This window comes from Rhodococcus sp. MTM3W5.2, assembly GCF_001984015.1.
Classification (GTDB): Bacteria; Actinomycetota; Actinomycetes; order Mycobacteriales; family Mycobacteriaceae; genus Rhodococcus_G; species Rhodococcus_G oryzae.
Map to the genome: position 1 here is coordinate 4,746,203 of NZ_CP019572.1, position 12,696 is coordinate 4,758,898.

A 12,696-nucleotide genomic window follows, 5' to 3' on the forward strand; every position below is an offset into this window, starting at 1 on the left:
AACCGTAAAAGACAAGAAGGACCATCCGTGAAAAGAACACTTCTCGCCCTGGACCGAATTCAGGCCAGGCTGGAAAATGAACTCGACACCACGGAGGTCCGCACCGAGCGAGACGCCGGATACCGTTCCGGAATTTCCGAGGCGCTCGTGCATGTAATGGAGACGAAGAAAAGGGTGGCCACACAACGGTGACGCACTAATAGTGACGGATTCTCCGGATCGCGGGAGAATCCTTCACTTTTTTCGGCCACGGACACGGATCAGCCGGGACCGCGGGCCTGTGACGACCACCCCACAGCAAAGTGTGGACAATGGAGTGGTTGTCTACGTAGGAGGCGCACGTGTCCGACGGCCCTTGATCGTCCAGTCCGACAAGACCCTGCTCCTGGAGGTCGACCACGAGCTCGCCGGCCAGGCCCGACAGGCCATCGCCCCGTTCGCCGAACTCGAGCGCGCGCCCGAGCACGTGCACACCTACCGGGTGACCCCGCTCGCGTTGTGGAACGCGCGGGCAGCGGGACACGACGCCGAACAGGTGGTGGACGCGCTCGTCACATTCTCCCGGTACGCGGTCCCGCAGCCGCTGCTGGTCGACATCGTCGACACGATGGCCCGGTACGGCCGGTTGCAGCTGGTGAAGAGTCCGGTGCACGGCCTGATCCTGGTCAGCATGGACCGCGCGGTGCTCACCGAGGTGATGCGGCACAAGAAGATCTCGCCGATGCTCGGCGCCATGGTCGACGAGGACACCGTCGTGGTGCACCCGAGCGAGCGCGGCCACCTCAAGCAGATGCTGCTCAAGATCGGCTGGCCGGCCGAGGACCTCGCCGGCTACGTGGACGGCGAGGCACACCCGATCGACCTCGCCTTCGAGGAGGGGCACTGGGAGCTGCGCGACTATCAGCAGATGGCGGCCGACTCCTTCTGGGCCGGCGGCTCCGGCGTCGTCGTGCTGCCGTGCGGCGCGGGCAAGACGATGGTCGGCGCGGCGGCGATGGCCAAGGCCAAGGCCACCACGCTGATCCTGGTGACCAACACGGTCGCAGGCAGGCAGTGGAAGCGGGAGCTGATCGCCAGGACCTCGCTCACCGAGGAGGAGATCGGCGAGTACTCGGGCGAGCGCAAGGAGATCCGCCCGGTCACCATCGCGACCTATCAGGTGATCACCCGCCGCACCAAGGGCGAGTACAAGCACCTGGAGCTGTTCGACTCCCGCGACTGGGGCCTGGTCATCTACGACGAGGTGCACCTGCTGCCCGCGCCGGTCTTCCGGATGACGGCGGACCTGCAATCGAGGCGTCGCCTCGGCCTGACGGCGACCCTGGTCCGCGAGGACGGGCGCGAGGGCGACGTGTTCTCGCTCATCGGCCCCAAGCGGTACGACGCGCCGTGGAAGGACATCGAGGCGCAGGGCTGGATCGCGCCCGCGGACTGCATCGAGGTCCGGGTGACGCTGACCGATGCCGAGCGGATGGCGTATGCCACCTCGGAGCCGGAGGAGCGGTACAAGCTGTGCTCGACGGCGCACACCAAGATCGCGGTGGTGAAGTCGATCCTGGACCGGCACCCGAATTCGCCCACCCTGGTCATCGGCGCCTACCTCGACCAACTCGAGGAACTCGGCGAGGCGTTGAACGCACCGGTCATCCAGGGGTCGACGAAGAACAAGGAACGCGAGGCGCTGTTCGACGCGTTCCGGCGCGGCGAGATCCAGACGCTGGTGGTGAGCAAGGTCGCGAACTTCTCCATCGACCTGCCCGAGGCCTCTGTCGCGGTGCAGGTCTCGGGGACCTTCGGTTCCCGGCAGGAGGAGGCACAGCGGCTCGGCCGCCTGCTGCGCCCGAAGCAGGACGGGGGCCAGGCGCACTTCTACTCGGTCGTGGCCCGCGACACGCTGGACGCCGAGTATGCCGCGCACCGCCAGCGTTTCCTCGCCGAGCAGGGCTACGCCTACCGGATCACCGATGCTGACGACCTGCTCGGCCCGACCATCGGGTAGGAATAGGACCGTGCGCAGCTTCGAGTTCCCCGTCGACCACTCCCACGCCAACTCCGTCAACGAGACGGTCGGCGACGTCCGTCGACTCCGGGCCTCGGCCATCGTCACGGCCCTGCTGCTGGCCGGGCTCGCGGCCTGGCTGATCTCCCTGGCCCATCCGTGGTCCTACATCGTCGGCGTTGTGGTCGCCCTGCTGGCCGTCACCTCGCTGTGGGTGGCGTTCTGGGCCCCGAAGAAGGTGGGCTCGGTCGAGAAGCTCTACGCCGAGGGCCCGCTGGTGCCCGCCGTCGTGGCGGTGACCCGGCCCCGCGGGGCCACGCTGTTGGCGCTGGTGGACGTGGCCAAGCCATCCGCGGATCGCCCGCACTACGCCCTGGTCACCCGCAACATCCGGGCGCTGCCGGGACATTCGCTGACCAACGTCGGCGAGCGGGTGCCGTCGATCGCGGTGCTCTCCGACCGCAGCACCAAGTCCACCGCGGACACCTGGCAGATGGTCAGCCCGATGCCGATCGCCTGGGGCACCAAGGACCAGAAGGTGATCCGGCGGGCGGCGGACTCGATCAGCGGCACGGAGTGGAAGCTGCTGGCGAAGTCGATCCCCCTGGCCGAACAGGTCCCGCGCGCCGAGAACCAGCAGATCCCCGTCGACCCGGCGGACCTGCGCTAGCCGAGATCCGGCCAGCCCCCGGCCTGCTCCCGAGGATCCTCGTAGAGCAGGCCCGCGACCCATTCGTCGCGCCTGCGCCCGCGCTGGAGACCGCCCGCGCGCAGAGTGCCCTCGAATCGGAAACCCACCCGCCGCGCCACGGAAGCGGATTGCTTGTTGCCGACGTAGGCGCGCCACTCGATCCGTTCCAGCGCCATCCCGTCCGGACGGAAACCGAAGTCGCACACCATGTTCACCGCCCTGGCCATCAGGCCGCGGCCCCGGACCGCCTGGTTCAGCCAGAAGCCGATGTCCGCGGCCGAGTCGTCACGGCCTGCGAGACCGATCATCCCGACCACGGCGCCCGCGGGGGTGTGCCGCATCGCCCAGGTCGGACTGCGATCCGCCCATCCGACGGGCACCACCCGCTCGACGAACCGTTGCGCGTCGTCGTGGGTATACGGCACCGGCAGTGTGGTCCACTCCCCCACCGCCTCGTCCTGACAGCACCTGGTGATGGACTCGACGTCGCCGGGTCCCGGCGGCGTCAGCCACAGACCCTCGTCGCTGAGCGATTCCACGAACATGTCGGCTCCTGCCTCACGTACCCGGCTGTGCTTCCTGGGCACTCCGCGGGCTCCGCGCCAGTGCGGGGATCACCTCGCGTTCGAACAACTCGATGCCCGAGGTGTCGTACGCGGCCTCGGGGAAATAACAGATCCCGTAGCTCAGGCCCTGATCGCGCAGCGCGGTCAGGTTCTCGATGATCTGCTCAGGCGTCCCGACCCCCGGCATCCCGCGAAACGCCGCCATCGACGCCTCCGCGAGGTCCTCGCCCACGAATCTCGCCATCCTGGCCTTGGTCGCGGCCAGCCGGTCCTCGACCTCCGCCTCGGTGGCACCGATCGCCACGTTGTAGTTCGCCGAACGCACGATCGCGTCGAAGTCGGTGCCGACCGCCGCGCAGTGCTTTTTGAGCACGGCGGACTTCTGGGTGAAGCCCTCGAGGGTGCCGTCGAAATTGGTGTACTGGGCGTACTTCGCCGCGATCTTGAGGGTCACCTTCTCGCCGCCGCCCGCGATCCACAGCGGGATGCCGCCCTCCTCCAGCGGCAGCGGGCGCACGATGGCGCCGTCGACCCGGTAGTGCTTGCCGTCCAGGGTCGCGGACCCGGTGGTCCAGGCCTGCCGCAGGATCTGTACGCCCTCGTCGAGACGGGCCAGACGCTCACCGGCGGACGGGAATCCGTACCCGTAGGCACGCCATTCGTGTTCGTACCAGCCCGCACCGATGCCCATCTCGATTCGGCCACCCGAGATGAGGTCCGCGGTGGCGGCGATCTTGGCCAGGTAGGCGGGATTGCGGTAGCTGATCGCGGTGCACATCTGCCCGAGCCGGATGGTGGAGGTCACCGCGCCGAGCGCGGACATCAACGACCAGGCCTCGTGGGTGGCCTGGTCCGTCGGCGCGGGCACGGTGTGGAAATGGTCGTACACCCAGGCCGACTCCCACGGTCCGGACTCGGCCCGCAGCGTGACCGACTTCATCGCGTCCCACTGCTCGGCCGGGTCGATGCCCACCAGGTCCAGACGCCAACCCTGCGGTACGAACATCCCGAAACGCATGGCGCTGATCCTACCGAGGAGCCGGCCTGCCCATCAGGCTTCGCTCATGCGCTGTTCCTGGCCTGCGACGCGGCGAACTGGCTGGCCGGATGCGCCAGCCCGTAGTGCCCGCGCAGGGTCGACGCCGTGTACTCCGTGCGGAACAGCCCGCGGCGTTGCAGGATCGGCACGACCTGGTCGACGAAATCGGTCAGACCGCCAGGCAGGAAGGGCGGCATGATGTTGAAGCCGTCGGCAGCCCCCTGCTCGAACCACAGCTGGAGCTCGTCCGCGATCTGCTCCGGGGTGCCCGCGAAGGTCCGATGCCCGCGCCCGCCCCCGAGCAACCCGATGAGCTCCCGCACGGTCAGGGAATCGGATTCGGCAAGCTCCTTGACCAACTCGTAGCGGCTCTTGTTGCCCTGGATCTCGTGCACAGGCGGCAACGGCGGCAGGGGCGCGTCGAGGGAGTGCTCGGTGAGGTCGACGCGGAGGATGGCGGACAGTTGGCGGAGCGCGTAGTCGGGCGAGATCAGATCGGTGAACTCCCGCTCCAGCGCCCTCGCCTCGGCCTCGGTCGGGGCGATGAACGGGACGATCCCCGGCAGCACCTTCAACTCGTCCGCGTGGCGCCCGTGCGCGGTCACCCTGGCCTTCAGGTCCCGATAGAACTCCTGCCCTGGGCGAGCGTGCGTTGCGCGGTGAACACCGCCTCGGCGTGCCGTGCCGCGAACTCCTTCCCACTCTCGGACGAGCCCGCCTGTACCAGCAGGGGCGGCCCTGCGGTGAGCGCGGCGAGTTCAGCGGGCCACGGATCCGGAAGTGCTCGCCATCGTGGTCGATCGCGTGCACCTTGTCCGGATCGGCGAACACCCCGGTACCCGGGTCCAGCACGACTGCGTCGTCCTCCCAGCTGTCCCACAGGGCGACCGCTGCTTCGACGAACTCCTCGGCGCGCTGATACCTGCCGAGGTGATCCGGGATCGCGTCGAGGCCGAAGTTGGCGGCCTCGTCCTCGCCTGCGCTCGTGACGATGTTCCAGCCCGCCCTTCCGCCGCTGATGTGGTCGAGCGACGCGAACTTGCGGGCGGTGGTGAACGGATCGCTGTATGTGGTCGAGGATGTGGCGATCAACCCGATCTGCTCGGTGGCGCCCGCGATCGCGGTGAGCAGGGTGACCGGCTCGAAGGTGGCCAGCGCGTTGTGCTTGATGCGAGGGCCGACCGCGAGGCCGTCGGCGAAGAACACCGAGTCGAGCTTGCCCCGTTCGGCGATCCGGCCGAGCTCGGCGAAATGCTCGACCGACCGCACGTCGTTGGCATCGGTGCGCGGGTGACGCCAGGCCGCCTCGTGGTGGCCGACGCCCATGAGAAACGCATTGAGGTGAAACTGCTTGGACCGCTGAGACATTGCGATGATCTCCTTAGATCGGACCGACGCGCCAGCGAGACAGGCGGCGCTCGGCGAGGATGAGGATTCCGTTGAAGACGAGACCGAGAAGCGAGATCGCGATGATTCCGGCGTACATCTTCGGGATCTGGAAGTTGTACTGCGAGGCCGTGATCAGATATCCCAAACCTGCTTTGGCGCCGACCATCTCGGCGGCGATCAGGACGAGGATCGAGGATGCCGCCGCCATCCTGATGCCCGTGAAGATGGTCGGGACGGCAGCGGGGAGGATCACTTTCTGGAACAGCCGGATCGGTGTGAGGCCCAAGGACAGGGCGGACTTGACCAGCAGCGGATCCACCGTCCGGACGCCCGAGATGGTGTTCAGCAGGATCGGGAAGGTGCTCGCGTAGATCACAAGGGCGACCTTGGAGGTCTCCCCGATGCCGAGCACGAGCACGAAGACCGGCAGCAACGCGAGCGCGGCCGTGTTGCGCAGCAGTTCGAGGATGGGATTGACGAACTCGGCCACCGGGCGGTACCACGCTATGGCGACGCCGAGCGGGATGGCGATCGCGATGGCGATCGCGAAACCGGTCAACGCCCGGCTCAGGCTCGCGGAGGCGTGGTTCCACAGCTCGCCGCTGGCGGCCAGGTCACCGAAGGCGCCCGCCACACCGGAGAACGGCGGCAGGAACACCTTGTCCACCAGGCCCAACCGCGGGGCCAGCTCCCACAACAGCAGGAACAGACCGATCGCCAGCGATGGCTTGAGAATCCGCCAGGCGGTGGCGCGGACCGCCCGGCCGCCGCGGGTGAGAGCCCCGGACGTCGCGGCGCCGCTTGCGCGGAGCGTGGCACCTGGCCGCGGGCGGCGACCGGCGGCGCGAGCAGTTCGACACTAGACATGAGCCGTCTCCTTCTGTGCGGGCGCCTGCGCCTCGAGTTCCTGGTGCTGAGCGCGCGCCACCTCGCCCTGCAGTTGGCTCCAGATGTGGTGGCGGAATTCCCGGAAGCGCGCGTCGGAGCGGACATCCGCCGCGGTGCGGTCGATGTCGATGTCGACCACCGTCTTCACGCGACCCGGCCTGGAGGTGAGCACCGCCACCCGCTGCCCCAGGTACACGGCCTCGTCGATGCCGTGGGTGATGAACAGGATGGTCTTGCCGGTGGTGCGCCAGATCCGCAGCAGCTCGTCCTGCAGGGACTCCCTGGTCTGGGCATCGAGCGCCGCGAACGGCTCGTCCATCAGCAGCACCTCCGGGTCGAAGGCCAGGCTCCGTGCGATCGCGACCCGTTGCTTCATCCCGCCCGACAGCTCGTGCGGGTACCGGTCGCCGAAGCCCTGCAGCCCGACCAGTTCCAGGTAGTGGCCGGCGATCTCCCGCCGCTCCCGCTTCGGCAGGCCCTTCGCCTCCAACCCGAATTCGATGTTGTGCTGCGCGGTCCGCCACGGCAGCAGCGCGTACTGCTGAAAGACGATCCCCCGGTCGAGGCCTGGTCCGGTGATCGGTTCACCATCGAGCAGGATCCGCCCCGACGACGGTGTGGTCAGGCCGCCGAGGAGATCGAGCAGGGTGGACTTGCCGCAGCCACTCGGTCCCACAAGGACGAGGAACTCGCCGTCGGCGACGTCGATGCTGATGTCCTCGATCGCGGTGAACCGGGCATCGGACCCGCGAATACCGAAATGCTTGCTGACCCGGTCGAGCCGGAGTTTGGGTTCGGCGGTCATTTCGCTGCCCCCAATGCTTGCCCGTCGGCGCCGCTGGTGGCGGCGTACGCGCCGTTCGCATACGGGTTGTATTCGTTCGTGAACAGGTCGGCGGCCGTCAACTCACCCGGCTTCAGTTCGCCGTTCCTGACCAACCAGTCGATCCAGGTCTGCAACTCGCGGTCGGCGATGACCGCCCCCGCGACCGGGATACCCGGACTACGCCAGTAGTCCGTCAAACTCGTGTTCTCGTTGCGGCCTCGTTCACCGATGATCTCCTTGAACCTGGCCACGACCTGATCCCGCGGTGTGGTCTGGGTCCATCGGACGGCCCGTGCCACGCCCTGCGTGAAGTCCTTAGCGGCCTCGGGGTTCTCGGCGATGAAATCGTCACGCAGGACGTAGGTGCCGTAGCTGAAGTCCCCGAAGATGGCCGAATCCGTGAAGAGCGGACGCAGCCCGCCGCGGCCGACCGCGGTCTCCCGGAAGACACTCCCGAGTGCGGCGACGTCGATCTGGCCTTCCCGCAGCGCCTGCTCGGTGTTGATCGGGGGAACCACGATCAACTCGACCTGCTTGATCTCCTCGGGCGTGAGCCCCTGCTTGGCCAGCCATTCGCGCACGACGAATTCATGATGGGCACCAAGGGTGTTCATGCCGACCTTTTTGCCGATCAGATCCCGCGCACCGGTGATCGGCGCGCCGTCGAGCACGAAGTACCCGGTGAAGGTGCCCTGATCGGCACCGTACGAGCTCACCACCGAGGTGATCGGGGAACCTGCGGAGCGCAGCTTGACGATCGCGCCGTTGAAGGCGCTGCCGAACTCCGTCTGCCCGGTCGCCACGGACTGGATGTCCTGCGGCCCGCTGGTGGTGTCACCGACCCACTTCAGCTCGATGTCCTGGAAGTAGCCGAGGTCTGCTGCCAACTCCGGGAAGGTGACCTGTCCGGCCGCGCCCTGGTAGCGCAGCACGGTCTTGCCGTCCGCGGTCTGCTCGGTCTCGGATGACCCCGCGCGCGCCCCGACCAGGGAACCGATCGTCAGAAGCGCGGCGAGAGCCGCGAGGGCGCGCAGGGTTCGCGACTGCGTTGATCGTCTCTTGAGCGTCGGTGATGCCATGGTCTGAGTCCTCAGGTCGGGCGTGGCTGGATGGTGCGTCAAAGATGACGGACGCCGCGGCCACCGGGAACAGTTCCGTTCACCGGGGTTTTAAGTAGAAGGCGTTCGTAGAATCGACCCATGGCCACCGTCGCACTCGCCGAGACCTTCGAATCCCACCGCCGTCACCTGCTGTCGGTCGGCTATCGGATGACGGGCAGCGTGTCCGACGCCGAGGACGCCGTGCAGGAGGCCTGGTTGCGGCTGAGCGAGACCGACCCCGACTCCGTCCGCGACCTGCGCGCCTGGTTGACCACCGTGGTCGGACGGATCTGCCTCGACCACCTTCGCAGCGCCGCCGTCCGGCGCGAAAGCTATGTCGGACAGTGGCTTCCGGAACCGATCGTGATGCCGCTGGAATCCTCGGGGTCGATGGACCCGCTGGAAGCCGTTGTGCGCGAGGAGGATGCGCGGTTGGCGGCGATGGTGGTCCTCGACACCCTCGGCCCGGATCAGCGCACCGCCTTCGTGCTGCACGACGGGTTCGGTGTCCCCTTCGACGAGATCGCCGGGGTCCTCGGCACCTCGACCGCCGCGACCCGGCAACTGGCCTCGCGCGGACGACGCGCGGTGGCCGGCGCCGAGCGGCCGACCCCGGACGACGAGCACGCGGAGGCGGTCGGCAGGCTGATGGCCGCGATGGCGGCGGGCGACCTCCAGGCCGTGCTGGACGCGCTACACCCGGACGCCCTGGTGATGGGCGATGCCAACGGCACCACCCGCACCGCCGTCAACGTCATCCACGGGTCCGACAAGTTCGCCCGCTTCTTCCTCGGCCTGATCAATCGCTATGGGCCACAGGCACTCCTGGCGCTCGAACCGGCCATGGTCAACGGCCAGCTCGGTTTCTACACGCACGGGTCGCCCGGGGACGAGACCCACCCGGGCTTCCCGTCGCGCGTGGGGGGATTCACCGTCCGCGACGGCAAGGTGAGCGCCGCCTATGACATCGCGAACCCGGAGAAGTTCGCGGGTGTCAGGCTCCCTGACCGGCCTGCCCCGTGACCGCCTGATCGGCCCACGGCACCCGGCACGCGTCCCCGAGTTGAATCCCTGCTCGGTGATCCCGAGCGCGGAGTACATCCGGGCCCGCATGTTCTCCAGCCCGATCTGATAGGTCAGTTCGACGACCCCGTCCTTGCCGAACCGGCGTTCCAGGTCGGCCACCTGCTCGTCGGTCACGGTCCCCGGAGTTGCCGTCACCGCGTCGGCGTATGCGATCGCCGCGCGCTCGTCCTCGCTGTAGAGCGGGGAGTTCTCGTAGTCGCCGATCTTCTGGAGCCGCTCGATGTCGAGGCCGTCGAGGCGCTGCAACATGGTGCCGAAGTCCACGCACCAGGAGCACCCGACGGTCCACGCGACCCGGAACACCGCCAGCTCGCGAATGTTCGCGGGCAGCACCTTGGAGGCCTTCTCCGCCGCCATCTCGTGCCGCGCGCAGGCCACGAAGAGCTTGCGATGATTCGCCAACACGGTGAAGGGCTCGGGCACCGCGCCGAACCTGCGGCCGGCGAACTTGTAGGCCACCTTGATCAGCGGTCCGGCATCCTTCGGAGCCACCGGCTGGATTCGAGTCATGACGCCCTCCTGTTTCTCATAGCGGCGACCGTTCGAGCCGCCTACCCTTGGACGAGACAGCCCAGGAAAACGTGACAACCCTCAGTTCGTCTGCAGATCGCGCCGCCGGAACGCCGCCGTCCCCAGCAGGCACAGCGCACCCGCGACGATTGTGGTGACCAGCACCGGCGCCAACCGGAAGTCCACCGCGGGCACCAACGGCAGGTTCTCGAACGGCGAGACGCTCATCAGCCGGTCCGGGAACTTCAGCGTCGTCCCGAACATCAGGACGAAGAAGCAGAAGGCCAAGCCGATCCAGGCGGCGGAGGCCAGCCGCGGCAGGAGGCCGAACAGGAGCAGGGTGAGCCCGCCCAGGACCCAGACCGCAGGCAGGTAGACGAGGGTGGCGCCGAGCATCCGCGGCACCTGCGCCATGTCGTCGGCGATGATCCCGTACATCAGTCCCATACCGAGACCGGCGAGCGCCAGCACCAGGGCCGAACCGGCCAGCGTGATCACCGCGTGGCCCGCGATCCAGCGGATCCGGGTCAGCGCGGTGGAGAGCAGCGGCTCGAGATGCCCGGCCGCCTCCTCCGCACGCGGCCGGAGGGCGGAGGAGATCGTGTACGCGGACCCGATCATGGCCAGCATCGCGGCGGCCATCGCGTAGAACGCGTCGACCATGCTCGCGCTCTCCTGCCCCAGCAACTCCCCGATGTCGACGTCGCCGAGCAGGTCGCCCACGTCATTGCCGATCGTGCCGAACGCCAGTCCGCCGAGGAACAACCCGACCGACCAGCCGACGAGCGTGCCGCGCTGCAGCCGCCAGGCGAGCCCGAACTCGCCCAGCAACCCCTGCGGAGCGCGAGCCGGGCCCGGCCGAGGAGGGAACACGCCCGCGCCGACGTCGCGATGGTCCAGCACGCGGAGCGCGACGAGGCCGACGGCCACGGCGACGGTGAGCGACAGCAGCGCGGGCCACCAGATCTCGCCGTCGTAGGGCCGCATCGCCTGGCCCCAGCCCAGCGGCGAGAGCCACGACAGCGCACCACTTCCGACGTCGCCGACCGCGCGCAGCACGTAGGCGACGCCGATCGCGGCCCCGGTGATGCCGTAGACGGTTCGGGTGTTCTCCGTGATCTGCGCGGCCAGCAGCGCGATCGCCGCGAACACCAGGCCCGCGCAGGTGGCGCCGACGCCGAGGGCGAGCGATCCCGCAGCGGCCAGACCGTAGGAGATCAGACTCAGCGCGACCACCGCGCCGTAGAGCACGTTCGCCACCGTCGCGATGATCGCCGCCGCGGCGAAAGAGGCGTGGCGCCCGACGACGGAGGACCGGATCAGCTCGTCGCGGCCGGTCTCCTCGTTGGCGCGGGTGTGCCGTCCGATCACGAACATGCTCATCAGGCCCGCGACGATCGTCCCGAAGGCGCTGGCCTGGAAGGCCACCTGACCCCCGATCGTGTCGAGGGCGCGCGGCGGTCCTGCCATTGCCACCATGGCCGCGTTGCCCTCCATGCTGGCGGCGACCGCATCGAGCTCCGGCTGGGTCGGATACGCGATGTCGACCCCGACTGCCTGCGAGTAGTAGACGAAGGCGCCCGCGAGGACCCACAGGACCAGGGCCAACCTCTCGCGCCGGAAACCGAACCGGGTCAGTGTCGCGGTTCCGGCCAGCGTGGTCACGATTCGTCCACCCCGGCCGCCGCGAGCTCGTCGCCGTAGTGTCGCAGGAACAACTCCTCCAGGGTCGGCGGCTGGCTGGTGAGGGTGCGGATGCCGAAACGGGTGAGGTGCGTGATCGCCCCGTCCAGTTCGCCCGTGTCCACCTGGAACCGGGCCCTTGTCCCTCCACCACCAGGTCGTGCACACCGGCCAGCTCGTCCAGACCGGTCGCCGGGTTCCTGGTCTCGCAGGCGATGGAGGTACGGGTGAGGTGGCGCAGGTCGGCCATGCTGCCGGTCTCGATCGATCTTCCGAGCCGGATGATCGTGAGTCGGTCGCACAGGGCCTCCACCTGGGCGAGGATGTGGCTCGACAACAGCACCGTGCGCCCCTGCCCCGTGACCTCGGCGATGCACTCCTGGAACACCGCCTCCATGAGCGGGTCCAACCCGGAGGTGGGCTCGTCGAGGATCAGCAGTTCCACGTCGGAGGACAGGGCCGCGACCAGCGCCACCTTCTGCCGATTGCCCTTGGAGTAGGTCCGGCCCTTCTTGGTCGGGTCCAGGTCGAACCGCTCGAGCAGCTCGGCCCGGCGTCGCCCGTCGAGGCCGCCGCGCAGCCGTCCGAGCAGGTCGATCACCTCGCCGCCGGAGAGGTTCGGCCACAGATTCACGTCGCCGGGGACGTAGGCGAGACGCTTGTGGAGTCCGGCCGCCTCGCGCCAGGGGTCGCCACCGAGAAGTCGCACGTCGCCGCTGTCGGCGCGGAGCAGGCCGAGCAGGACCCGGATGGTGGTGGACTTGCCCGACCCGTTGGGGCCGAGGAAGCCGTGCACCTCCCCGGTGCGCACCTGGAGTTCGAGGCCGTCCAGGGCCCGCGTTCGGCCGAAGGTCTTGACCAGGTCCGAGATCTCGATCGCGGCGCTCATGTATCGACGGTAGAACGGTCCGGCCGCGCC

Annotated in this window: 8 protein-coding genes and 4 pseudogenes; 3 read left to right on the plus strand and 9 right to left on the minus strand. The window is 68.5% G+C overall.

All coding sequences use genetic code 11. The annotated features are described in order from the left end of the window. The first annotated feature begins 316 nt into the window (after positions 1-316). Positions 317-1,999, plus strand: a complete 1,683-nt coding sequence (locus tag BTZ20_RS21555; RefSeq protein ID WP_189636525.1) for a DNA repair helicase XPB — start codon at positions 317-319, stop codon at positions 1,997-1,999. Positions 2,000-2,009: 10 nt separating this feature from the next. Next, complete coding sequence (locus BTZ20_RS21560) at positions 2,010-2,669, plus strand: DUF3239 domain-containing protein (protein WP_077042758.1); 660 nt, start codon at positions 2,010-2,012, stop codon at positions 2,667-2,669. Here BTZ20_RS21560 and BTZ20_RS21565 read toward each other — a convergent pair. The 6 genes and pseudogenes from BTZ20_RS21565 to BTZ20_RS21590 form a co-directional block, all read right to left on the minus strand. Beyond that, positions 2,666-3,235: a GNAT family N-acetyltransferase gene (locus BTZ20_RS21565; RefSeq protein WP_077042759.1), complete on the minus strand. Its 570-nt coding sequence runs from the start codon at positions 3,233-3,235 to the stop codon at positions 2,666-2,668. The genes BTZ20_RS21560 and BTZ20_RS21565 overlap by 4 nt on opposite strands. Before the next feature lie 13 nt (positions 3,236-3,248). Further along, the gene (locus tag BTZ20_RS21570) at positions 3,249-4,274 is read right to left on the minus strand and encodes an LLM class F420-dependent oxidoreductase (protein WP_077042760.1); all 1,026 of its coding nucleotides are present in this window, start codon (positions 4,272-4,274) and stop codon (positions 3,249-3,251) included. 44 nt (positions 4,275-4,318) lie between these two features. Then, a pseudogene (locus BTZ20_RS21575) lies at positions 4,319-5,663 on the minus strand (LLM class flavin-dependent oxidoreductase). A gap of 13 nt (positions 5,664-5,676) precedes the next feature. Next, positions 5,677-6,468, minus strand: a pseudogene (locus BTZ20_RS21580) (ABC transporter permease); the annotation flags it as partial. Positions 6,469-6,543: 75 nt separating this feature from the next. Beyond that, complete coding sequence (locus tag BTZ20_RS21585) at positions 6,544-7,377, minus strand: ABC transporter ATP-binding protein (RefSeq protein ID WP_077042761.1); 834 nt, start codon at positions 7,375-7,377, stop codon at positions 6,544-6,546. Beyond that, positions 7,374-8,477 (minus strand): ABC transporter substrate-binding protein, encoded by a 1,104-nt coding sequence (locus BTZ20_RS21590; protein WP_077042762.1) that lies wholly within the window; start codon positions 8,475-8,477, stop codon positions 7,374-7,376. Before BTZ20_RS21590 ends, BTZ20_RS21585 begins: the two co-directional genes overlap by 4 nt. A 120-nt stretch (positions 8,478-8,597) precedes the next feature. Here BTZ20_RS21590 and BTZ20_RS21595 point away from each other — a divergent pair, with 120 nt between their 5' ends. Then, positions 8,598-9,521 (plus strand): sigma-70 family RNA polymerase sigma factor, encoded by a 924-nt coding sequence (locus BTZ20_RS21595; RefSeq protein ID WP_077042763.1) that lies wholly within the window; start codon positions 8,598-8,600, stop codon positions 9,519-9,521. Here BTZ20_RS21595 and BTZ20_RS21600 read toward each other — a convergent pair. From BTZ20_RS21600 to BTZ20_RS21610, 3 genes and pseudogenes are all read right to left on the minus strand, one after another. Continuing rightward, positions 9,493-10,094 (minus strand): annotated as a pseudogene (locus tag BTZ20_RS21600) (carboxymuconolactone decarboxylase family protein). The gene BTZ20_RS21595 and the pseudogene BTZ20_RS21600 overlap by 29 nt on opposite strands. An 81-nt stretch (positions 10,095-10,175) precedes the next feature. Continuing rightward, positions 10,176-11,759 (minus strand): ABC transporter permease, encoded by a 1,584-nt coding sequence (locus BTZ20_RS21605; protein ID WP_077042764.1) that lies wholly within the window; start codon positions 11,757-11,759, stop codon positions 10,176-10,178. Continuing rightward, positions 11,756-12,666, minus strand: a pseudogene (locus BTZ20_RS21610) (ATP-binding cassette domain-containing protein). Before BTZ20_RS21610 ends, BTZ20_RS21605 begins: the two are co-directional and overlap by 4 nt. Positions 12,667-12,696: the final 30 nt, after the last annotated feature.